Source organism: Micromonospora sp. BQ32, from assembly GCF_059358895.1.
In genome coordinates this window covers 81,838-104,691 of sequence record NZ_JCADBI010000002.1, presented here as the reverse complement: position 1 = coordinate 104,691, position 22,854 = coordinate 81,838, and the positions used below count along the sequence as shown (strand labels likewise).

Below are 22,854 nucleotides of genomic sequence, written 5' to 3'. Positions count from 1 at the left end.
GTGCTACGGGCGGTTTGCGGTAACGCCACCCGGAGTGGCGACGGACGAGCCGTTGGTGTGCGGGGTCTCCGACGCCGAGTTGGCGACGCGTCGACCCACCCCTTCGAGCACGTGCTTGCCGATCAGGTTGCCGGCCGGCAACTCGATCGGGTACTCCCCATCGAAACACGCCCGACACAGCCGGGTCTTCGGCTGCTCGGTCGCGGCGATCAGGCCAGGAAGCGAAACGAAGCCCAGCGTGTCGGCGCCGATGGAGCGCCGGATGCCGTCGTTGTCCAACCCGTTGGCCAGCAGCTCCGCCCGGGTGGCGAAGTCGATGCCGTAGAAGCACGGCCAGCTGACCGGCGGGGAGGAGATCCGGACGTGCACCTCCAGCGCCCCCGCCTCACGCAGCATCCGCACGATGGCGCGCTGGGTGTTGCCGCGCACGATCGAGTCGTCCACGACCACCAACCGCTTGCCGCGGACGTTCTCCCGCAGCGGGTTGAGCTTGAGCCGGATGCCGAGCTGACGCAGGGTCTGCGACGGCTGGATGAAGGTACGACCCACGTACGGGTTCTTCATCAGGCCGGCGCCGTAGGTGATGCCGGACGCCTCCGCGTACCCGATGGCGGCCGGCGTGCCCGACTCGGGCACCGGGATCACCAGGTCGGCCTCGACCGGGTGCTCCTTGGCCAACTGCCGACCGATCTGCACCCGCGCCGAGTGGACGTTGCGCCCGGCGATCGTGGCATCCGGGCGGGCGATGTAGACGTACTCGAAGAGGCAGCCCTTCGGCTCCGGCGCGGCGAACCGGGTGGAGCGCAGCCCGTTCTCGTCGATCGCGATCAGCTCGCCCGGCTCGACCTCACGCACCACGCTGGCGCCGACGATGTCCAGTGCGGCCGTCTCGCTGGCGACGACCCAGCCGCGCTCCAGGCGGCCGAGCACCAGCGGACGTACGCCGTGCGGATCGCGGGCCGCGTAGAGGGTCGACTCGTCCATGAAGACGAAGCTGAACGCGCCGCGCAGCTGCGGCAGCACCTCGAGCGCGGCCGCCTCGACCGACAGATCCGGTCGGCTGGCGAGCAGCATCGTCACCAGGGAGGTGTCGTTGGTCGAACCGTCCGCGATGAGGCCGCGCTCGGCGACCTCCTTCTCCAGCTCGGCGGTGTTGACCAGGTTGCCGTTGTGGGCCAGCGCGATGGTCGTGCCGGAGGTGGTCGACCGGATCGTCGGCTGGGCGTTCTCCCAGTTCGACGCGCCGGTGGTGGAGTATCGGGCGTGCCCGATCGCCAGGTGACCCCGCAGGCTCGCCAGGGTGGGCTCGTCGAAGACCTGCGCCACCAGGCCAAGGTCCTTGTAGACCACCACGCCGGAGCCATCGCTCACCGCGATGCCCGCCGCCTCCTGGCCGCGGTGCTGTAGGGCGTAGAGGCCGAAGTAGGTCAGATTGGCAACCTCTTCGCCGGGGGCCCAGACACCGAAGACGCCGCAGGCATCCTGTGGGCCGGGTCGTTGGGGGTCAAGGTCGTGGCTCAGCCGGCCGTCGCCTCGGGGCACCTACCGCTCCCTCATGCTGGTCTGGACCGGCCGGGCGGGGATCACGGGCGGATCCACACTCCTCTGCCGGGACCACTGTCATCGCCTGACAGTGTACGCGAATCGGCGTCAATACAGAAAGTCACGATCTCACCGCTCTCCGTCACGCTGAGTGGGACATCGGGACGACTAGAGGGGCAGATGCGCCGAGAGGTCCGCGCGGTTGCCACTCGTCTGGACGCGACCGTCGGTGACCGCCTCCGCCCAGCCAACCCTGCCGGTTGCCAGCTCCAGCCAGGTATTCGGGGCCATCTCGACCACGTTCGGTGGATTTCCCCTGGTGTGTCGAGGCCCCGCTACGCACTGGATCGCCCCGTATGGTGGGACGCGCACCTCCACCGATCGGCCGGGGGCGCGCTCCGCGAGGACGGCCAACAACGACCGGACCGCCTCTCGGAACACCGGCCGTTCGGGTGTACGCCCCTCGTCGAGCGCCGACAACGCGGCCGTAACGGCAGCGGACTTACTGTGCGGAGAGGACACGACGGGACGATACGACCCCGAGGCCAGACACGCGACGCTGGCCCTGGGTCGCGCTCATGCAGTCGGACAAGGCATAGTTGCCGACGGCGTATTCGTACCGTGATGATCCCCGGCCCGGCGCCCCGCCGGTCAGAGGGAAGTCAGCCCGGAAGGCGGTGGACGTGTCAACACACCGACGTGCCTGGAAGCAGCGGGCCGGTGTGGTCGTAGCGCTGGTTGCCGGCGCTCTGCTCGCCGTCCCCGCCACACCAGCCATGGCCGCAGAGGTCAACGTTTCCCCTGGCTCGATCACCGTAAACGCCGGCAGCGACGCCACGATCACCGTGAGCGTCACTCCGGGTAACGGCGACGACAAGGCGACGATCAGCCTCGCCGGCCTGCCCTCGGGTGTTCGCTGCGCCAGCGGTTGTGGCGAGGTTGAATTCACCGGCCTGGGCAATCAGCCGAGATCGCAGCTGGTCAGGATCGCGGCCAATGACAACGCTGGCGACGCGACCGCGACCGTCACGGTGGCCGTCGAGGCCGAGTCCGGCCCGGACACCGCCACCGTCTCGCTGACCGTGAAGGGCAAGGCCGCTCCGCCGCCGCCGCAGAACCAGACCGTGCGGTCGGTCTCCGGCAAGGTGGTCGCGCAGGCGGACGGCAAGGCCGTGCCGAATGCTTTCGTGGTTCTCCAGGACACCGCCGGTCACCGCTACGACGCCACCAGCAACGGCAGCGGCGACTTCCGGTTCACCGGCACCACCGACAAGCCGATCGCACCCGGCCGGATCGACCTGGGCGCGTCGTTCGACAACATCAAGGCGTTCAAGTCCCTGAACGCCAGCGCCGGGCAGGCCGTCACCGGGCAGCGGCTCAGCCTCGCGATCAAGGTCGAGGTGACGCCCAGCGCCACCCCGTCCGCCACTCCCGAGGCCACCCCCACCGATGAGGCGACCGAGGAGGGCACCGAGGAGGAGCCCACCGAGGAGGCCAGCCAGGGTGCTCCGGCGAACGCCGCGAACAACGAGGACAGCGGCGGCATGAGCTCGTACCTCATCATCCTGCTGGGTGGTTTGCTGGTCGCCGCCGGTGTCGGCACGATCGTGCTGCTCTGGATGAAGCGCAAGGAGAACGGCGACGACGACGATGCTCCGGCGGCTGCCGGTGGCGGCGGTGTGGTGCCGCCCTCGCGGGGCGGGTTCCGCGGCGCCGACGACCAGACCCGGGTGGTCGGCGGTCGTCCCGGAGCGGATCCGACCATGGTCGGCGGCGCGGCGCTGAGCGAGGCACCGACGATGATGCACCGCCCGGTGGTCGACGACGTTCCGCCGGACCCGTACGGCGCGCCTGCGCAGGCGTACGGCGCTGCGGGTCAGCAGGGCTGGGGCGGCGCCGGCTACGGCGACGAGCCAGCGCCCGGTGGCTACGGCGCGGGCGGTTACGGCAACGCTCCCGCCTCTGGCGGCGGCTACGGCGCCCCGTCCGGCCCTGAGGGCGGCTACGGCGCTGGCGCGGCCGGTGACGGCTACGGCGCCGCACCCGGTTCCGGCGCTGGCTACGGCGGCGCGCCGGCCTCCGGCGGCGGCTACGGCAACGCTCCGGCATCCGGCGGCGGCTACGGCAGCCGTGACTACGACGCCCCGGGCGGTACCGCCGCCTACCCGCCGGCTCCCGCTGGCGGAGCGGCCTACGGCGAGCGGTTCGACGAGCCGACCGGCCGGTACACCGGCGACAGCACCCAGTACCCGGCCCCGGCCGACCCGTACGCCACCGGCGTCTACCAGCCGGAGCAGGGGCAGGGGTACGGCCAGCCCGATGCCGCCCCGTACGGCGGTCGCGCTGCCGAGCCGACCGCGGGGTACAGCGGTCCGGAGGCTGGCGGGTACGACCAGGGCGGCTACGGCCAACCGGCCGGCGGGTACGACCAGGGCGGCAACTACGGCCAGGAGCCTCCGCAGCAACGCGGCGGCGGCGGTTACGACGACCGTGGCTACGACCAGGGCGGCTACGGCCAGCCCGCCGGCGGGTACGACCAGGGCGGCAACTACGGCCAGGAGCCTCCGCAGCAACGCGGCGGCGGCGGTTACGACGACCGTGGCTACGACCAGGGCGGCTACGGCCAGCCCGCCGGGCGGAACCGACCGGAGACCCCGCCGCCGACCGAGCGCGGCGGTCGCCGCCTCGACTGGCTGGACGACTGACCCACCACAACGCACGGAAACGGCCACCCGGAGATCCGGGTGGCCGTTTCGCTGCAAGACCCACTCGCGATCAATGAAGTCGGGTCATCCCGCAGCCCTGGACACCCCGACTTCCTGAAAGCCGAGTTGATCACATCGCGCGTGCCGGCGCGGTCAGGCAACGCGGTCAGGCGGCGGAGAAGACGCCCTGGTGGAGCACCGGCACGACGTCCGACACGCCGATCCGGACGGCGACATCCACGTCCGCGGCGAAGCCGCTCTCGGTCAACTCCCGCCCGGAGACGCTGCCCCGCACGGCGGCGGGCACATCCGGGGTGCTCGCCAGCGCGGCGAGCGCCATGGCCGCCTCCACCGAGAGCCCACCCGGCACGTCGGAGAGGGCGTCCAGCACCGATGCGGCACCGAGTTGGTCCTCCACGGACGGGCGCAGCGACCCGTCCGGCCACCGCTCGCCCGAGGCGATCACGCCGATGGGGGCATTCACCGTGCCGTACCCCTGGCGGCGCAGCCAACGCCCGACGGCGCGGGCGTTGCGCAGGCACGCCGCGACCACCGGCAGGCCGGTGGCGCTGGCGGCGGCGCTGATGGCCGAGCCGTTCGGGGAGGGCAGCACCAGGTCCGCCACCAGCGGCGCGCTGCTCAGCGCGGCGGGCGAGAGCGACCACGGATGTTCCGGGGTCGTCTGCCGCCGCCCGACCGCCGCGGTCGCGCCGACCCGGACGGCGTACTCGGCGGCCTGCTCACCCCAGGGGAACGGGTGCACCCGCATGCCCCGGGCGACCGCCACCTCCACGGCGGTGGTGAACGAGAGGACGTCCACCACCACCAGCGCCGCGCAGACCCGACCGAGCTCGGCCGCCCCGGTCAGCCCCCAGTCGAACCGGGCACCGGATCCGGGTTGGCCGTAGACGGCGGCCGCCAACGCCTCAGCGCTCGTCAGGCGACGGCTCGGTGTCACCGGGGTCAGACTCGGACGCCCCGCCGGGCTGCTCTGACCCGATCGGCTGGACCGCGTCGGTCTCCGGGGAAGGACCCGAAGAGGCGATCGGCTCGGAGACCACCGCTGCCGCGTCGACCGGTTCAGCCGGCGCGACCGGCAGCGGAACGGCCTCGACCGCACCCGCCACACCGGCAGCCGGTGCGGGCACCTCGACGGCCGCCGAGCCCCCGAAGAGGCGCGGCAACGTCTCGGTGTGCGCGGTGCGCAGCTCGTCCAGGCTGATCCGGAACTGGCCGTGCACCTCGAGCGCCCCACCGGACGGGTTGGTGACGCCGATCAGCTCGAACGGCACGCCCCGCTCGGCGCAGAGCGCCGCGAACGCCTTGTCGTGGCCGCGCGGTACCGACACCAGTGCCCGCGTGGCGGACTCGCTGAACAGGTAGACGAACGGCATCGAGCCCTCGGTGAACTGCTCCGGAACCGCGACCCGCGCACCGACGCCGCGCCGCAGGCAGGACTCGACCAGGCTCTGGGCGAGACCGCCGTCGGAGAGGTCGTGCGCGGAGCTGAGGTGACCGACCCGGGCCGCCTCGGCCAACAGCTCAGCCAGCGCCTTTTCGCGGAGAAGGTCGACCTGCGGCGGAATGCCACCGAGGTGCTCGTGCGTCACCCAGGCCCACTCCGAGCCGGACAGCTCGACGTTCGTCTCGCCGAGCAGGTAGAGCTGGTCGTGGTCGCCACCGGCGCGCGGCACGAAGCCCATCGGCACCCGGTCGGCGACGTTGTCCAGCACGCCCAGCACACCGACCACCGGGGTCGGGTGGATGGCCGCCGCGCCGGTCTGGTTGTAGAAACTGACGTTGCCGCCGGTCACCGGGATGCCCAGCTCCAGGCAGCCGTCCGCCAGGCCGCGCACGGCCTCGGCGAACTGCCACATCACCCCCGGGTCCTCCGGGGAGCCGAAGTTGAGGCAGTTGGTCACGGCGATCGGCTTCGCGCCGGTCACCGCCACGTTCCGGTACGCCTCGGCCAGGGCCAGCTTGGTGCCGTTGTACGGGTCCAAGCGGGTGTACCGGCCGTTGCCGTCGACCGACAGCGCCACGCCGAGACCGGTCCGCTCGTCGATCCGGATCACGCCGCCGTCCTCCGGCTGGGCAAGCACGGTGTTGCCCAGCACGTAGCGGTCGTACTGCTCGGTGACCCAGGTCTTGTCGGCCAGATTGGGCGACGCGATCATGCGCAGCACGGTCTCCCGCAGCGCCTGCGGGTCGGCCGGGCGGGGCAGCGTCTCGGCCCGGTCGGCCTGCAGCAGGATCAGGTCGGCCGGCTCACGCATCGGCCGGGCGTAGACCGGGCCGTCGTCGACCAGCGATCCCGGCGGCACGTCGACGACCAGGTGGTCCTGCCAGGTGATCAGCAGTCGACCCGGGCGGCCGTCCGGCTCCGGTGCGGTGACCTCACCGATCGCGGTGGCGAGGACGCCCCACTTCTCGCAGGTCTTGAGCACCGCGTCGAGCTTGTCCGGCTCGACGACCAGCAGCATCCGCTCCTGCGACTCGCTGGCCAGGATCTCGTGCGGGTCCATCGAGGGCTCGCGCAGCGGAACCCGCTCCAGCCAGACCCGCATGCCGGTGCCGGCAGCGGCGGCGGTCTCGGTGAGCGCGCAGGTCAGGCCGGCGCCGCCGAGGTCCTGGATGCCGACGACCAGTTGGCCGTCGTACAGCTCGAGGCACGCCTCGATCAGCAGCTTCTCGGTGAACGGGTCGCCGACCTGCACGGCGGGTCGGCGTGCCTCGCTGCCCTCGTCGAAGGTCGCGCTGGCCAGCACCGAAACGCCGCCGATGCCGTCCCGGCCGGTCTTGGCGCCCATCAGCACGACAACGTTGCCCGGGCCGGCGGCGGCCTTGTTCTGCAACCGGTCGACCGGCAGCACGCCCAGGCAGAGCGCGTTGAGCAGCGGGTTGCCCTGGTAGGAGGGGTCGAAGACCAGCTCACCACCGATGTTGGGCAGGCCCAGGCAGTTGCCGTAGCCGCCGACGCCGGCAACCACGCCGGTGAGCACCCGGGCGGTGTCCGGGTGGTCCGCGGCACCGAAGCGCAGCGGGTCCATCACCGCGACCGGGCGGGCGCCCATGGCGAGGATGTCCCGGACGATGCCGCCGACGCCGGTCGCCGCGCCCTGGTACGGCTCGACGAAGCTCGGGTGGTTGTGCGACTCGACCTTGAAGGTCACCGCCAGCTCGTCGGAGACCTGCACGACACCGGCGTTCTCACCGATGCCGGCGAGCAGCCGGTCGCTGTGCGGGGCCTTCTCACCGAACTGGCGCAGGTGCACCTTGCTCGACTTGTAGGAGCAGTGCTCGCTCCACATGATCGAGTACATGGCCAGCTCGGACTGCGTGGGCCGGCGGCCGAGGATCTGCCGGATCCGGTCGTACTCGTCGTCGCGCAGGCCCAGCTCGGTGTACGGCTGAAGCTCGCCCGGGGTGCCACCGGCGCGCGGCACGGTGTCCACGCCCTCGGTCCAGACGGCGGCGGCCGGCTGGGCGGGAGCGGTCGCCGGTGCGACCGGCTGCGCCGGGCTCGGCTCGGCCGGCTGCGCCGGGGCGGAGTACGCCTCCGGTGTGTCCCGTACCGGGTCCGGATGGGTGGTCATGACCTCTCCTCGCTGCGCTCGTGCCCGCCAGACCGGCGGTTGAGCTGACCGATGATCGTGCCGCCGGTCACGCCGGCGCCCCCACCAGGTGCTTGAGGACCGACGTGAAGAAGCCGAGGCCGTCCAGCGAAGGGCCGGTGAGCGCCTCCACCGCGTGCTCGGGGTGCGGCATGATGCCGACCACGTTGCCGGCGGTGTTGGTGATCGCGGCGATGTCGCGCTGGGACCCGTTGGGGTTGCCGCCGACGTAGCGGGCGACCACCCGGCCCTCGGCTTCGAGCTGGTCCAGCGTCGCGGTGTCCGCGACGTAGCAGCCCTCGCCGTTCTTGACCGGGATGAGCACCTCCTGGCCGGGCTGGAACGCGTTGGTCCACGCGGTCCCGGCCGACTCGATGCGCAGGACCTGGTCCCGGTTGCGGAAGTGCAGGTGCTGGTTGCGGGTGAGCGCGCCGGGCAGCAGGTGCGCCTCGCACAGGATCTGGAAGCCGTTGCAGATGCCGAGCACCGGCAGACCACCCCGGGCGGCGTCCACGATCGTCTCCATCACCGGGGCGAACCGGGCGATGGCACCGCACCGCAGGTAGTCACCGTAGGAGAACCCGCCGGGCAGGACGACCGCGTCGACGCCGTGCAGCTCCGGGTCACCGTGCCAGAGCCGGACCGGCTCGGCGCCGGCGATCCGGACGGCCCGGGCCGCGTCCCCGTCGTCGAGCGAGCCGGGGAAGGTGACCACACCGACCCGGGCGGTCACGAGCGGGCGTCCGCGGTCTCGTCGGCCTCGACCAGGCGGACGGTGAAGTCCTCGATGACCGGGTTGGCGAGCAGTTTGTCGGCAATCTCCCGAGCGCGGTCCAGGTCCGGTTCCCCGGTGAACTCGATCTCGATCCGCCTGCCGATCCGAACCGAGGCGACATCACCGACGCCGAGCCGGGGCAGCGCGTTTGCGACGGCCTGGCCCTGCGGATCAAGGATCTCGGGCTTGAGCATGACGTCGACGACGACGCGAGGCACTGGGCACTCCTGACTGTGTACGCAGTTGGGTGCCGACCCACAACGGGCGAGCGCAGCCAGCGTACCTGGCAGATATCGCCACGGACGCACCGGCCGGGTGCAGTTCAGGCAGTGATCAACCTTACCGACGCTCAGGGTGACCCGTCAGGCGCGACAGGTGGCCTCAGCAGGACATATACGGCGCAGCGGGTGGCCGAATCGTTACATTGGTCAACCTCGATCAAATCCTTGATAAGGATCGCGTCGGGCTCTACTGTACATCGACGTAAGTCGATTCAGGTGGCTCGCGGGAACCCCCGCTGCCGCCCCATCCGCACCCGGCGATCCCGGGCCCGCCCCGTCCAAGGAGTCCACCCGATGCGCATCCGCCCCCTGCTCGCCGTACTCAGCACCGCGCTGGTCGGCGCCCTCGGCGTCACGTCCGCCGCGTCCGCCGCCCCAGCCGGCCCGCAACCGATCATCGGCGGCGGCACCGTCTCGTCCGCGCCGTGGGCCGCCGCAGTATTCAGCAACGGCTCGTTCACCTGCTCCGGCAGCGTCATCGCCGCACAGTGGGTGCTCACCGCCCGGCACTGCATCAGCGGCACCATGTCGGTGCGCATCGGAAGCGTGAACCGCACCTCCGGTGGGGTCACCCGCACGGTCAGCGCCACCTACACCCGCTACGACCTCGCGCTCATGCGGCTCTCCAGCACCGTCAGCACCTCCGCGGTGAGCCTGGCCAGCAGCAACCCGCCGATCAACTCGACGAACTCGATCTACGGCTGGGGCATGACCTGCTACAGCGGCTGCTCGGCGTCCACCCAGCTGAAGACCGCCACCGTCCGGGTGACCAGCAACAGCGTCACCGACGCGTACGGCGGCCAGGCGATCCGCAGCACCCGGATCAACGGCAACGCCTGGCGCGGTGACTCCGGTGGCCCGCAGTTCTACAACGGTCAGCAGGTCGGCGTCGCCTCCACCGCCGACGGGTCGAGCATCCAGAACTACGGCAGCGTTGCGTACAACCGGGCCTGGATCACCTCGGTGGCCGGTGTCTGACGGTTAGCGCCCCGCTCGGCGCGGATGGTCGGCCACGTGCCGGCCGTCCGCGCCGCGTCGTTTTGCAGCATCCGATCAGGTGAACAATGCACACGATCGGGTCGCGCCACTCCTGACAGCATCGGAAACGTGCTGGTCGTGACGACAGAGCAACTGCCCGGCTACGAGATCCGCCAGATTCTCGGTGAGGTGGTGTCATCGATGGCCAGGACGCGCAACCCGTACCGCGAGGGTGTGAAGAACCTGCGCGGTGGCGCGTACGACCCGATGGCCCCGGACAACCTGACCCGGTGGCGCACCGATTCGGTGGCCCGCCTCGGTGAGGAGGCCCTGCGGCTCGGCGCGAACGCGGTGATCGGCATGCGGTTCGACAGCCGGGACTGCGGCGAGATGTGGATGGAGATCTGCGCGTACGGAACGGCCGTGGTCGCCGTACCCACGATGCCCGAGGTCATGCCGGCGGACCAGCCGGCGGTCGCCGCGGAGACCGCGGAGACCGCGGGCTTCACCGGATCTCCCGGCGGTATCGCCGAACCGGCCAGCGCCCCCAACCTGAGAACCGCCGCCGAAACCCCAACCGGCGAATAACCCCACCACCCCCACGGCCGCCATCTCCATTGATCATGAAGTTATTGCCCTACGCATCGGCGTGTCGCGGCGATAACTTCATGATCAACGCGCAGGGGGGGTGGGGGTTAGAGGATGGGGGGTGGGCTGTAGGTGGCGGCTTCCGGGTGGGCCGTTACCACCTTGGTGATGCGGCTTGTCACCGCTGCCACCTGGGCTTGGGCGGCGCCCACGAAGGCGTTGCGGTCGGCGACCAGGGTGTCGATGTCGGCGCGGGACAGGCCGAGCCGACCGTCCGCCGCGAGCCGGTCGAAGAGGTCGTTCTCCGGTGAGCCCTTCTCGCGCATCGCCAGCGCCACTGCTACCGCGTGCTCCTTGATCACCTCGTGGGCGACCTCCCGACCGACGCCCCGACGGACGGCCGCGACCAGGATCTTCGTGGTGGCCAGGAACGGCAGGAAACGCTCCAGCTCCCGGTTGATCACTGCCGGGTACGAGCCGAACTCGTCGAGCACGGTGAGGAACGTCTGGAACAGCCCGTCGGCGGCGAAGAACGCGTCCGGCAGTGCCACCCGGCGGACCACCGAGCAGGACACGTCCCCCTCGTTCCACTGGTCACCGGCCAACTCGCCGACCATCGACAGGTAACCCCGGATGATCACGGCGAAGCCGTTCACCCGCTCCGAGGAACGGGTGTTCATTTTGTGCGGCATCGCACTGGAACCGACCTGGCCCGGCTTGAAGCCCTCGGTGGCCAACTCCTGACCGACCATCAACCGGATCGTGGTGGCCAGCGACGACGGCGCGGCGGCCGTCTGGGCCAGCGCGGCCAGCACGTCGAAGTCGAGCGAGCGCGGGTAGACCTGCCCGACGCTGTCCAGCACCCGGGAGAACCCCAGGTGCTCGGCGACCCGCCGCTCCAACTCGGCCACCTTGTCGGCGTCGCCGTCGAAGAGGTCGAGCTGGTCGGCGGCCGTACCGACCGGTCCCTTGATCCCCCGCAGCGGGTAACGGGCGATCAGCTCCTCCAGCCGCTCGTACGCGATCAGCAGCTCCTCCGCAGCCGACGCGAAGCGCTTGCCCAGCGTGGTGGCCTGCGCCGCCACGTTGTGCGAACGGCCGGTCATGACCAGCTCGGAGTGCTCGTGGGCCAGCCAGGCCAACCGGGCCAGGGTGGCCACCACCCGGTCGCGGATCAGCTCCAGCGAGGCGCGCACCTGGAGCTGCTCGACGTTCTCGGTCAGGTCCCGGGAGGTCATCCCCTTGTGCACGTGCTCGTGCCCGGCGAGCGCGCTGAACTCCTCGATCCGGGCCTTCACGTCGTGCCGGGTGACCCGCTCCCGCTCGGCGATCGAGGCGAGGTCGACCTGGTCGAGCACCCGCTCGTACGCCTCGACCACACCGTCCGGCACCGGCACGCCCAGGTCGCGCTGAGCGCGGAGAACGGCGAGCCAGAGCCGCCGCTCCATCCGCACCTTCTCCTCCGGGGACCAGAGGGCGACCAGTTCGGGCGAGGCGTACCGGTTGGCCAGCACGTTGGGGATCGTCGTCACGTGCCTCATTCTCTCCTACCCGGCGACCCGTCCGGCCAGCAGGCCAGGGCGGGTGCCGGTGGGGCCGGGTGGCCGTTTTGTCGCCCGGGGCGGTGCAGCTACCAGCCGGTATCGGATCATGGTCTCCATCTGATCTCCGGCGAAGCCGAATCCACCTTCACGACAGAGGGCACGCATGCGTAGAAGATCCCTCGCCGGCCTCACCGCGATCGCGGTGACCGGCGGCACCCTGCTGGCCACCGGCGGATCCGCCCAGGCAGCCGAACCCGTGATCCTGTACGTCAAGCAGGCCGACGCGAACTGCACCGACCAGGGGCCAGGCTCCGAAACCACGCCGTTCTGCACGATCGGTGCAGCAGCCGCCGTGGTGACCGCCGGCACGACGGTTTTTGTCGACGGCGGCACCTACGCCGAGCGCGTCACCCTCACCAGCTCCGGCACACCCGAATCGTCGATCTCCTTCATCGCCAGGACCCCGCGCACACCGGTGACGCTTGTCGGCCCGAACGCGGGCCTGGTCGTCGACGGCCAGCACGACATCTACATCCAAGAATTCAATGTCAGCGGGTCAGCCGATGTACCCGCCATCGATCTGCGTAACGCCTCGAACATCGTGATCGCGGGCGGCACGTTCACGATGGCGAACGTCGCGACCGCGCCCGCCATCCGACTCGCCAACGTGACGACGGCGCTGCTGGAACAGGTCATCGCCAGCGGGACGGCGCTCGCCGGCGGACTGACCATGGATGCCTCCACCAGCGAGGTGATCGTCGACGACACGCTGGTGGCGACCGACCCGAAATACATTGCCGCCGATGGCGGCGTGGGCATTCGAATCGACGGGCCGCGCAACACGATCGTCGGCGGCGATGTCGCCGGCTTCTCCGGAGCTGCCATCTCGGTGGGCCCTGCCGCCTCCGCGACGGTGATCGCCAACAACCGGATCAAGGGCGGTATCGGATACGGCATCCACAACCGCGGAGCCGTGGGCACGGCAATCGCCAACAACGACATCCAGGACCGTTGCCTGGGCGGCGTCCGGGTCGACGGGGCGTCGTCCCAGGTCTCGGTACAGAACAATCTGCTCCGCAACAACGGCGCCTTCAACCAGGGCTACTGCGATCCGCAGGCTCCCGCGGGAGCCGAGATCGGGGTCTACGACGCGGCGCTGAGCGGCACGGTGATCGATTACAACAACACCTGGCACCAGTTCACGTCCGCGACCGGCTACTCCTGGAACGGAACCAGGATGGGTCTCACCCAGTTCCGCGCCGTCTCCGGGCAGGCCGCACACGACCGGTACACGTCGGATGTCCGGGACAACGTCGACTCGGCGAACTCGACGGCGCCCGGCTACCAGGATCTCGACACCGAGGGGAAGCCACGCCGGGACGATCCGGCCGTGCCGAACACCGGCGCCGGCCCGATCGTGTACGCCGACCGCGGCACTGCGGAGGCCATCAAACACCCGGTGTCGTCCTTCGACGTCACAGTGGACCTCGCCACGAGCACGGTCAGGGTGGACGCCTCCGCCTCCACGCCGGGCTTCGTCCCGATCCGTGATTACGAGTTCCGTTGGGGCGACGGCACCTCCACCACCAGCCAGTCCGGTCCGATCGCCACGCACAAATACACCACGCCGGGCACCTACGACATCACCGTCACCCCCACAGGGACCGACGGCCTGTCCGGCAGTAGCACCGAGCAGGTCAGCGTGCTGCGGCGGACCGCTTCCGTGGGCCTGCTCGCGTTGTCCAACCGTCGGTACGTGGGTACGTCCGCGCCGGTTCTCCTGCCGAACCAGGTCGGGTTGACCGCCGCCGCGCAGTACGACCTGGCGGACGCCGGCAACGGCCAGGTGGCCCTCGTCGCGCGGGCCAACGGCCGCTACGTCACGCAGTCGGCCAACGAGTCCCTGAACGCCGCGGGCCAGGTGGTCGGCACCACCGAGAAGTTCACCGTCGTTCGCAACAGTGACGGCACCGTCAGCCTCAGGGCGAGCAACAACCTGTACGTCACCGCCGACGCCAGCGGCACCGTCTCGATGAGCGCCAGCCGATCCACCATCGGCGCCTCGGAGAAGTTCGCCCAGGTTCCGGTCGCCGACGCGAACAGGTCGCTGAAGGCCAGCGTGAACGGCCGCTTCGTGATAGCCGACGGTGCCGGTGTGAAGCCGTTGATCGCGAGCGCGGCGACCGCCGGCAGCTGGGAGCGGTTCGACTTCGCCGACCTCGGTAGCGGTCAGATCGCCCTCGTCGCCCGCGCCAATAGCCGTTTCGTGTCCGCCGACGGCGCAGGCGCCAAGCCGCTGATCGCGAACGGCCCGACCGTCAGCACCTGGGAGCGGTTCACCATGGTCCGCAACAGCGACGGCACGGTCAGCTTCAAGGCCGGCATCAACAACAAGTACGTCAGCGCCGATGGCGCGGGCAGCAAGCCACTGATCGCCAACGGCCCGGCCATCAGCACCTGGGAGAAGTTCATCCTCGGCTGAGCCGGCCCCACTTGATCGACGCCCGCCGGGACCCTCGGGTCCGGCGGGCGTCGTCGTGCGAGGGCGAGTCAGCGCAGCTCGTAGACCGTGACGCTGCCGGAGACGAGGCGTACCTGGGCCAGCCCGGCCAGCACGGGCGACACCTCGCCGGCCCGGGTGTCGGCGAACAGCCAACGGACCCGGTAGTCGACGCGCAGCCGGTCCAGGTCGGCTGCGGTGGGTGCCCGGAACACCCTCTCGTACCGGCCCGTTCCGGACGCAGGTGGCATCGAACGCACGCGCACCTCGTTCGGGGGTGCGGACGGTCACCGTTGCCCGGCAACCTCACGGGCGGTCAGCCACCCGTTGAACAGGACGTGAACGTCTACCTGCCGGCCGCTTCGATCCGCCCGACCGGGACGTCACGAGGCGGTTGGCCGTTTTGTCACCCGGGTCAGCGCCTCGCCTGTCGATCATGCAAGATCACCTTTATCTGACTCCCGGCGTCGCCGGATCCTCCTCATCTTCGAGGCCAGCATGCGTAAATCCCTCTTCGCCGGTTTCGCGACCGTCGTAATGACCGGCGGTGCCCTGGTGGGCGCCGCACTGCCTGCCCAGGCGGACGTTCCGACGACGCTCTACGTCCGGCAGAACCCCGCCACCGGCTGCTCGGACCAGTTTCCGGGCACCTTGACGCAGCCGTTCTGCTCGATCGGCGCCGCAGCAGCGATCGTCACCGGCGGGCAGACCGTCGACATCGGCGGCGGTGTCTACATGGAGCGAGTCAGCGTCACCTCGTCCGGCACTCCGCAACAGCCGATCGTGTTCGTGGGCAGCTCCACCTCCGCCACCCTGAGCGGCGCATCGGCCGGTTTCGTCATCGACGGCCAACACGATGTGGTGCTTCAGAACATCGGCGTCGTCGGATCGGGTGACGTGCCGGCCGTGGATGCGCGCAACTCCTCGGGCGTCACCATCCGGGGCGGCACCTACGCCCTGGACAAGCCCGCGACGTCACCGGTGATCCGGTTCGCCGGTGTGACCAGCTCGAGCCTGTCGAAGATCACCGTCAGTGGGTTGACCTCCACCGCCGGCATCACCATGGACGCCGCGAGCAGTGACGTAAACATCCAGGGCACGACCGTGCAGGGCTATGCCAACTACGTCCTTGCCGATAACACGGTCGGCGTCCGGATCGACGGGCCGGGCAACTCGTACATCGGTGGCCGTGTCGACGGCTTCACCAGTGCGGCGGTCGCGCTCGGGCCTGGCGCGGCCGGCACCGTGGTGGCCAACAACGTGATCTCCGGGGGCGCCGGCCACGGCGTGCACAACAACGGGGCCACCAACACGGCGATCACCAACAACACCATCAAGGACCGCTGCCGCGACGGGATCCGGGTCGACGGAGCTTCGTCCGGCGTTTCGGTGCAGAACAACGTGCTCGCTCTGAACGGTTACTTCGGTCAGGTCCACTGCGACACGAAGGTGCTGGACGGGGTCGAGATCGGCGTCTACGGCGGGGCCGTCGGGAAGACGGTCGTCGACTACAACAACGCCCACCACTACAACAACGACTCACCGCAGATCTACGCCTGGAACACCCGGATGGGTCTCGCCGCGTTCCGGGCCGCCTCCGGCCAGGCCGCGCACGACCGCGAGACGGGACAGGCCCAGGACAACATCGACTCGGCGAACTCGGCCGCACCCGGTTACCCGACCCTCGACCGCGCCGGCTCGCCGCGCATCGACGACCCGGGCGTGCCGAACACCGGTGCCGGCCCGGTCCCCTACGCCGACCGTGGAACCGTGGAAGCCGTCCGAGGCCCGGTGGTGTCGTTCGACGTCGCCCTGAGTCTTCAGGCGCGCTCGGTGACCGTGGACGCGTCCGCCTCCACCCCCGGCCTCAACCCGATCGCGTCCTACTCGTTCTCGTTCGGCGACGGCAGCGTCGTCACCCAGACGAGCCCGATCGCCTCGCACACCTACGCGAACCCGGGCAACTACCTCGTCATCGTCACGGTCACCGGCACCGACGGTCGGTCGACGGCTCACAACAGGCGGATCAGCATGCTGCGGCCGACCGGGGCGGTGGGTCTGCGCGCCCTGTCCAACCGCCGCTACGTGAGTTACCAGACCGGCTTCGGGTTTCGACCGAACCTGGCCGAACCGAGCACCATTGCCCAGTTCGACCTGGCGGACGCCGGCAACGGCAAGGTCGCCCTCTTCTCCCGGGCGGTCGGTCGCTACGTCGCCATCTCCCAGTTCGACCTCGCCGCGTTGACCGCGGACAGCATGATCGTGGACGTAACCGCGATGTTCACGCTGGTGCGCAACGGCGACGGCACCATCAGCCTCCAGGCGCCCGTCACCAACAAGTACGTGACCGCCGACGTCAACAGCGCCGTTCCGATGAGCGCCAGCCGGTCCACCATCGGCACCTGGGAGAAGTTCCTCCAGGTCGTCGTACCGGACGCGAACCGGTCCCTGAAGGCCCGGGTCAACGGTCGTTTCGTCAGCGCCGACGGCGCGGGGACCAAGCCGTTGATCGCGAGCGCGGCAACCGCCAGCAGCTGGGAGCGGTTCGACGTGGTGGATCTCGGCAACGGGCAGGTTGGCCTCCTCGCCCGCGTCAACAACCACTTCGTGTCCGCCGATGGCGCAGGCGCCAAGCCGCTGATCGCGAACGCACCGACGGCCAGCACCTGGGAGCGGTTCACCATGGTCCGCAACAGCGACGGCACGGTCAGCTTCAAGGCCGCCGTCAACAACAAGTACGTCAGCGCCGACGGCGCAGGATCCAAGCCTCTGATCGCCAACGGCTCGGTCATCAGCACCTGGGAGAGGTTCACCCTCGGCTGAGCCCTACCGCACTACCGACGCCCGCCGGGACCCTCGAGTCCGGCGGGCGTCGCCTTGCACGCTCCGCTCAGCGCTCCAAAATGGCGGTCACGCCCTGGCCACCGGCGGCGCAGATGGAGATCAGCCCGCGCCCGCTGCCCCGCTCGGCCAGCAGCTTGGCCAGGGTCGCCACGATCCGTCCACCGGTGGCGGCGAACGGATGTCCGGCGGCCAGCGACGAACCGTTGACGTTGAGTCGGTCCGTGTCGATCGCGCCCAGCGGGGCATCCAGGCCGAGCCGGTCCTTGGCGAACTCCGGCGACTCCCAAGCGGCGAGGGTGGCCAGCACCTGCGACGCGAACGCCTCGTGGATCTCGTAGTAGTCGAAGTCCTGCAACGTCAGCCCGGCACGGGCCAGCATCCGGGGCACCGCGTACGCGGGGGCCATCAGCAGCCCCTCGTCGCCGTGCACGAAGTCCACCGCCGCCGTCTCCGACCAGCTGAACCAGGCCAACACCGGCAGGTGGTGCGCCGCCGCCCACTCCTCGCTGGCCAGCAGCACCGTGGACGCGCCGTCGGTGAGGGGCGACGAGTTGCCGGCGGTCATGGTGGCCTGCTCGGCGTCCGGGCCGCGGGTGCCGAAGACCGGCTTCAGCGAGGCCAGCTTCTCCAGGCTGCTGTCCGGGCGCAGGTTCGCATCCCGGGTGAGCCCCAGGTACGGCGTCATCAGGTCGTCGAAGAAACCCCGGTCGTACGCGGCGGCGAGGCGCTGGTGCGAGCGCAGCGCCAGCTCGTCCTGCGAGCGCCGGTCGATCTGCCAGCGCAGGGCGGTGCGGGCGGCGTGGTCGCCCATGGACAGGCCGGTACGCGGCTCGGCGTTGCGCGGGATCTCCGGCTTGAACGGTTGGAGTGGGCGCAGCTTCGCCGCGATCTTGAGCCGTTCGCCCAGCGTACGGGCCGAGTTGAGCTTGAGCAGCGTGCGGCGCATCTCCTCGTTGACGGCGAGCGGGGCGTCGGAGGTGGTGTCGACACCGCCGGCGATGGCCACGTCGAGCTGACCGAGGGCGATCTTGTTGGCGACCAGGATCGTCGCCTCCAGACCGGTGCCGCAGGCCTGCTGGATGTCGTACGCCGGGGTGTGTGGGTCGAGCCGGGAGCCGAGGACCACCTCGCGGGTGAGGTTGAAGTCGCGGGAGTGCTTGAGCACCGCACCGGTCACCACCTCGCCGATCCGCTGCCCGGCCAGCCCGTAGCGGGCGATCAGGCCGTCGAGCGCCGCGCCGAGCAGGTCCGCGTTCGACGCGTCCGCGTAGCGGGAGTTGGAACGGGCGAAGGGGATGCGGTTGCCCCCGATGACCGCGACCCGCCGAATGCTCTGCACGATCCGCCTCCTCGACATGTGTTGCTCGAACCCTACTCGCCAGTAGGCTACGCCCATGACCGACAGGTACGCGAGCTTCGTCCAATCGGCCGCCGGCCGCGCGCTGGTCAAGCGCCTCGGGCTGCCCGACCCGCCCCGACTGCGCCGGCACCGCCCCGGCGACCCGCTGCTGGCCGGGCCGGCTCTGCTCGGCGCGGCCACCGGCGGCCGGCTCGCCGAGCCGATCACCACAATCCTGGCCGCCGCCGGGGTCGAGCTGGCCGACCCGGCCGCGGCCAACCCGCAGCGGTACGGGGCACTGCTCTTCGACGCCACCGGGATCACCGACTCGACCGAGCTGCGCCAGCTCTACGACTTCTTCCACCCGCAGGCCCGGGCCGTGCTGCCCAGCGGCCGGGTGATCGTGCTGGGCACTCCACCGCAGGAGTGCCCGACACCCCGCGAGGCGACCGCCCAGCGCGCCCTCGAAGGGCTGGTCCGCAGCATCGGCAAGGAGTTCGGCCGGGGCATCACCGCGCAACTCGTCTACGTGAGCAGTACCGCGGCGGACGACCCGGCCCACTCGGCCGGCACGATCACGAGCCTCGAATCGACAGTCCGGTTCCTGCTGTCCGGCCGGTCGGCGTACGTGTCGGGGCAGGTCGTCCGGGTCGGCAGCGGCGCGGCGAGCGTCCCGGCCGACTGGGACCGCCCGCTGGACGGGCAGGTCGTGCTGGTCACCGGCGCCGCACGGGGTATCGGCGCGGCGCTGGCGAAGGTGCTCGCCCGCGACGGCGCGCAGGTGGTGGCCCTGGACATCCCGGCCGCCGGCGACGCGCTCGCCGCCGTGGCGAACGACATCGGCGGTACCGCTGTCCAACTCGACCTGACCGCGCCGGACGCGCCGACCCGACTCGCCGAGCACCTGGCCAGTCGGCACGGCCGGGTCGACGTGGTGGTGCACAACGCCGGCATCACCCGGGACAAGACGCTCGGCCGGATGGACGCCGACTGGTGGGACCAGGTCATCGACGTCAACCTCTCCAGCCAGGAACGGATCAACGACGTGCTGCTGAAGCGGGAGCTGATCCCGGCCGGCGGGCGGATCATCTCGGTCTCGTCGATCGCCGGGATCGCCGGCAACCGGGGGCAGACCAACTACGCCACCAGCAAGGCCGGCGTGATCGGGCTGGTCGACTCGCTCGCGCCAGCCGTGCGGGAACGCGGGATCAGCGTCAACGCGGTGGCCCCCGGCTTCATCGAGACCCGGCTGACCGCGCGCATCCCGCTGGTGGTCCGTGAGGCGGGCCGGCGGATGAACAGCCTGGCCCAGGGCGGGTTGCCGGTGGACGTGGCCGAGACGATCGGCTGGCTGGCCTGGCCGGCCAGCGGCGCAGTCAGCGGAAACGTGGTCCGGGTCTGCGGCCAGAGCCTGCTGGGGGCGTGATGGGCGCGCGACCGGAGTCGGGCAGCCGCAACCAGGTCGAGCTGCCCCGCATGCCGGCGGTCGGGGCGCTGCACCGACGGGCGTTGCTCGGCGCGGTGCCGGGTCTCGGCGGTGGGCGGCGCGGGCCCGACCTGCCGGCGGTCGAGTTGACTGTGGGCGGGGTGAGCGTCGACCGGGCGCAGCTGGCCGACTACGACCGGGTCTGCGGGTTCCGGCTCACCGATCGGCTGCCTGCGACGTTTCCGCACGTCATGGGCTTTCCGCTGGCCCTGCGCCTGATGACCGCGCCGGACTTCCCCCTCCCGCTGATCGGCCTGGTGCACGTCGGCAACCGGATCACCACGCACCGCCCGGTCACCGCCGACGAGACCCTCGACTTCACCACGTACGCGGAGAACCTGCGCCCGCACGACCGGGGGCGGCAGGTGGACGTGGTGCTGATCGGCTCGGTCGACGGGGAGGAGGTGTGGCGCGGCGTCTCGACGTACCTCGGTCGGGAGCGCACGCCGAGTGGACGCGAGCCCGGCGAACGTCCCGCGGCGCCGACGGCCACCGCCCGCTGGCGGGTGGAACCGCGCGTCGGTACGGAGTACGCGCGGGTCTCCGGCGACCACAACCCGATCCACACCTCCCGGATCGGGGCGCGACTGTTCGGCTTCCGCCGGCCGATCGCCCACGGAATGTGGAGCAAGGCGCGCTGCCTGGCCGCGCTGGAGGCCCGGCTGCCGGATGCGTACACCGTCGAGGTCGCCTTCAAGCTGCCCGTGCCGCTGCCGAGCACGGTGAGCTTCGCGCTCCAGCCCGACGGCGGGTTCACCCTGCACGACTCGCACGGCCGACCGCACCTGGCGGGTTCCGTGCGCTGAGCGCACCTGGCCAGCTCCGTGCGCTGAGCGCACTGCGCTGGCTCCGTGCGCTGGATTGCCCTTGGCAGGCGCGCACTTCTGCGCTAGGTTGTTCTCAGGGCGAGATGTTCTCAAGATGAGAGAGACGTGATGAACGAGCAGGAGTTCCTGGCCGCGTACGACCCCCGGGCCTACCCGTCGGTCGCCGTGACCGTCGACGTGGTGGCGCTGACCATCCGCGACGGCGCACTGCACCTGCTGCTGATCCGGCGCGGCGAGGCGCCCTTCGCCGGGCACTGGGCGCTGCCCGGGGGCTTCGTCCGCCCCGACGAGGATCTGACCACTGGCGCCCGACGGGAGCTGGCCGAGGAGACCGGGCTCGGCGGCGAGACGCTGCGCCGCGTACACCTGGAGCAGTTGGGCAGCTATGGCGCGCCCGACCGTGACCCGCGGATGCGCATCGTCTCGATCGCCCACCTCGCGTTCGCCCCGGACCTGCCGGATCCGGCCGCCGGCACCGACGCCGACGAGGCGATCTGGCTGCCGGTGACCGCGTTGACCAGTCGACAGCTCGCCTTCGATCACGGCCGGATCATCGACGACGCGCTGGAACGGGCCCGGTCCAAGCTGGAGTACACCCCGCTGGCCACCCGCTTCCTCGCCGCCGAGTTCACGATCAGCGAGCTGCGCGCCGTCTACGAGACGGTCTGGGGGCACCCGCTGCACGCCGGCAACTTCCACCGCAAGGTGCTCTCCGTGCCGGGCTTCGTGGAGAGCACGGGCACCAGCACCGAGCGCGGTGGCGCCCGAGGCGGCCCACGCGCCCGGCTCTACCGGGCCGGCGACGCCCGGCTGCTGCACCCGGCGCTGCTGCGCCCCGCCCGCGAGGAGACGGTGCGGTGAGGACCGCGGAGGCCATCCGCCTGGTCGCGGCCGCCCGCACGGACGTCGACCTGTTCGGCGCCGACCAGCCGGCCCGCCGCTACCGCGAGCTGGTCGCGGCCCTACACCCCGACCGCCTGCCGACCGACCCGGCGGTACGCGCCGAAGCCACCGAAGCCTTCATCCACGTCACCACCCGGTGGCAGGCCCGGCAGATCACCGTCCTCGGCGACTACCGCCTCGGCGCGCCGGCCCACTCGGGCGACCTGGCCGACCTCTACGACGTCGGCGACGACCGGCTGCTCAAGCTCCCCCGGCGGCCCACCGACAACGACCTGATGGCCCGCGAGGCGCACGCCCTGCGCACCATCGCCGAGCGGGGCGACCCGCGTTACCTGCCGTACGTGCCCCGGCTCGTCGACGAACTCCGGCACCGCGACCCGGCCACCGGCGCGGAACGGCGGATCAACGTGCTCGCCACCGCACCCGGCCTGCACGACCTCGACGAGGTGCGGCGCGCGTACCCCGACGGGCTGGACGCCCGGGATGTGGCCTGGATGTGGCGGCGGCTGCTGGTGGTGCTCGGCCTGGCCCACCGGGCGGGCGTGGTGCACGGCGCGGTCCTGCCACGACACGTGCTGATCGAGCCGGACGCCCACGGCGTGGTGCTCGTCGACTGGTGCTTCTCCGCGACCGTCGGGAGCACGATCCCGGCGGTCGTGCCCGGCCACGGCTGGAACCCGGAGGAGGTCCTCGAGAAGCAGCCCTGCGGCCCGGGCACCGACATCGCGATGGCCAGCCACTGCATGAGCTGGCTGATGGGGCCACGCGCACCCCGCGAGCTGCACACCTTCGCGCAGGGCTGCCGGCAACGGTCCCTGTACGCCCGGCCCGACGACGCCTGGCGCCTGCTGCGCGAACTCGACCAGGTGCTGGACCGCCTCTACGGGCCACGCACCTTCCGACCCTTCACCCTCACCCCCTAAGGAGC

18 protein-coding genes are annotated in these 22,854 nt (G+C 71.0%); 9 read left to right on the top strand and 9 right to left on the bottom strand.

The window, feature by feature from the left end; all coding sequences use genetic code 11:
* Nucleotides 1-3: 3 nt before the first annotated feature.
* Together purF and AC5L30_RS04015 are read right to left on the bottom strand one after the other, a co-directional pair.
* Nucleotides 4-1,542 carry an amidophosphoribosyltransferase gene (gene purF, locus AC5L30_RS04020; RefSeq protein WP_494865458.1) on the bottom strand — a complete coding sequence of 513 codons (1,539 nt, stop codon included), beginning with the start codon at nucleotides 1,540-1,542 and terminating at the stop codon, nucleotides 4-6.
* A gap of 168 nt (nucleotides 1,543-1,710) precedes the next feature.
* Complete coding sequence (locus AC5L30_RS04015) at nucleotides 1,711-2,064, bottom strand: sterol carrier family protein (protein WP_494865457.1); 354 nt, start codon at nucleotides 2,062-2,064, stop codon at nucleotides 1,711-1,713.
* A 161-nt stretch (nucleotides 2,065-2,225) separates the two neighbouring features.
* Between AC5L30_RS04015 and AC5L30_RS04010 the strand changes: the two genes are divergently transcribed.
* Nucleotides 2,226-4,247 (top strand): hypothetical protein, encoded by a 2,022-nt coding sequence (locus AC5L30_RS04010; RefSeq protein ID WP_494865456.1) that lies wholly within the window; start codon nucleotides 2,226-2,228, stop codon nucleotides 4,245-4,247.
* A 166-nt stretch (nucleotides 4,248-4,413) separates the two neighbouring features.
* On the opposite strand, the gene AC5L30_RS04005 is transcribed toward AC5L30_RS04010, so the two are convergent.
* The 4 genes from AC5L30_RS04005 to purS form a co-directional block, all read right to left on the bottom strand.
* Nucleotides 4,414-5,169 carry a 2-phosphosulfolactate phosphatase gene (locus tag AC5L30_RS04005; protein ID WP_494866066.1) on the bottom strand — a complete coding sequence of 252 codons (756 nt, stop codon included), beginning with the start codon at nucleotides 5,167-5,169 and terminating at the stop codon, nucleotides 4,414-4,416.
* Nucleotides 5,170-5,173: 4 nt separating this feature from the next.
* Nucleotides 5,174-7,843: a phosphoribosylformylglycinamidine synthase subunit PurL gene (gene purL, locus AC5L30_RS04000; RefSeq protein ID WP_494865455.1), complete on the bottom strand. Its 2,670-nt coding sequence runs from the start codon at nucleotides 7,841-7,843 to the stop codon at nucleotides 5,174-5,176.
* A 67-nt stretch (nucleotides 7,844-7,910) separates the two neighbouring features.
* On the bottom strand, nucleotides 7,911-8,594 hold the full coding sequence (gene purQ, locus AC5L30_RS03995) for a phosphoribosylformylglycinamidine synthase subunit PurQ (RefSeq protein ID WP_433265746.1): 684 nt from the start codon (nucleotides 8,592-8,594) through the stop codon (nucleotides 7,911-7,913).
* Nucleotides 8,591-8,854, bottom strand: a complete 264-nt coding sequence (gene purS, locus AC5L30_RS03990; RefSeq protein ID WP_030491392.1) for a phosphoribosylformylglycinamidine synthase subunit PurS — start codon at nucleotides 8,852-8,854, stop codon at nucleotides 8,591-8,593. Before purS ends, purQ begins: the two co-directional genes overlap by 4 nt.
* A gap of 357 nt (nucleotides 8,855-9,211) precedes the next feature.
* Here purS and AC5L30_RS03985 point away from each other — a divergent pair, with 357 nt between their 5' ends.
* Both AC5L30_RS03985 and AC5L30_RS03980 read left to right on the top strand, forming a co-directional pair.
* On the top strand, nucleotides 9,212-9,895 hold the full coding sequence (locus AC5L30_RS03985; RefSeq protein ID WP_494865453.1) for a S1 family peptidase: 684 nt from the start codon (nucleotides 9,212-9,214) through the stop codon (nucleotides 9,893-9,895).
* A 24-nt stretch (nucleotides 9,896-9,919) separates the two neighbouring features.
* Nucleotides 9,920-10,483, top strand: a complete 564-nt coding sequence (locus tag AC5L30_RS03980) for a YbjQ family protein (RefSeq protein WP_494865452.1) — start codon at nucleotides 9,920-9,922, stop codon at nucleotides 10,481-10,483.
* A 107-nt stretch (nucleotides 10,484-10,590) separates the two neighbouring features.
* Here AC5L30_RS03980 and purB read toward each other — a convergent pair whose 3' ends face one another.
* A complete protein-coding gene (gene purB, locus AC5L30_RS03975) occupies nucleotides 10,591-12,015 on the bottom strand; it encodes an adenylosuccinate lyase (protein WP_410819774.1) in 1,425 nt (474 codons plus the stop codon).
* Nucleotides 12,016-12,190: 175 nt separating this feature from the next.
* Here purB and AC5L30_RS03970 point away from each other — a divergent pair, with 175 nt between their 5' ends.
* Nucleotides 12,191-14,509, top strand: a complete 2,319-nt coding sequence (locus AC5L30_RS03970; RefSeq protein WP_494865451.1) for a PKD domain-containing protein — start codon at nucleotides 12,191-12,193, stop codon at nucleotides 14,507-14,509.
* A 68-nt stretch (nucleotides 14,510-14,577) separates the two neighbouring features.
* Here the strand turns inward: AC5L30_RS03970 and AC5L30_RS03965 are convergent, their stop codons facing one another.
* Nucleotides 14,578-14,778, bottom strand: a complete 201-nt coding sequence (locus tag AC5L30_RS03965) for a hypothetical protein (RefSeq protein WP_494865450.1) — start codon at nucleotides 14,776-14,778, stop codon at nucleotides 14,578-14,580.
* Between the two features lie 247 nt (nucleotides 14,779-15,025).
* Between AC5L30_RS03965 and AC5L30_RS03960 the strand changes: the two genes are divergently transcribed.
* Nucleotides 15,026-17,350 (top strand): PKD domain-containing protein, encoded by a 2,325-nt coding sequence (locus AC5L30_RS03960; protein WP_494865448.1) that lies wholly within the window; start codon nucleotides 15,026-15,028, stop codon nucleotides 17,348-17,350.
* Between the two features lie 67 nt (nucleotides 17,351-17,417).
* Here AC5L30_RS03960 and AC5L30_RS03955 read toward each other — a convergent pair whose 3' ends face one another.
* The gene (locus AC5L30_RS03955) at nucleotides 17,418-18,710 is read right to left on the bottom strand and encodes an acetyl-CoA C-acetyltransferase (protein WP_494865447.1); all 1,293 of its coding nucleotides are present in this window, start codon (nucleotides 18,708-18,710) and stop codon (nucleotides 17,418-17,420) included.
* A gap of 55 nt (nucleotides 18,711-18,765) precedes the next feature.
* Between AC5L30_RS03955 and AC5L30_RS03950 the strand changes: the two genes are divergently transcribed.
* The 4 genes from AC5L30_RS03950 (at nucleotide 18,766) to AC5L30_RS03935 (ending at nucleotide 22,849) form a co-directional block, all read left to right on the top strand.
* Nucleotides 18,766-20,136 carry a 3-oxoacyl-ACP reductase gene (locus tag AC5L30_RS03950; protein ID WP_494865446.1) on the top strand — a complete coding sequence of 457 codons (1,371 nt, stop codon included), beginning with the start codon at nucleotides 18,766-18,768 and terminating at the stop codon, nucleotides 20,134-20,136.
* A complete protein-coding gene (locus AC5L30_RS03945; RefSeq protein ID WP_494865445.1) occupies nucleotides 20,136-21,002 on the top strand; it encodes a MaoC/PaaZ C-terminal domain-containing protein in 867 nt (288 codons plus the stop codon). The genes AC5L30_RS03950 and AC5L30_RS03945 overlap by 1 nt, the downstream gene beginning before the upstream one ends.
* Nucleotides 21,003-21,131: 129 nt before the next feature.
* Nucleotides 21,132-21,884, top strand: a complete 753-nt coding sequence (locus AC5L30_RS03940) for an NUDIX hydrolase (protein WP_494865444.1) — start codon at nucleotides 21,132-21,134, stop codon at nucleotides 21,882-21,884.
* Nucleotides 21,881-22,849, top strand: a complete 969-nt coding sequence (locus AC5L30_RS03935; protein ID WP_494865443.1) for a BUD32 family EKC/KEOPS complex subunit — start codon at nucleotides 21,881-21,883, stop codon at nucleotides 22,847-22,849. The genes AC5L30_RS03940 and AC5L30_RS03935 overlap by 4 nt, the downstream gene beginning before the upstream one ends.
* Nucleotides 22,850-22,854: the final 5 nt, after the last annotated feature.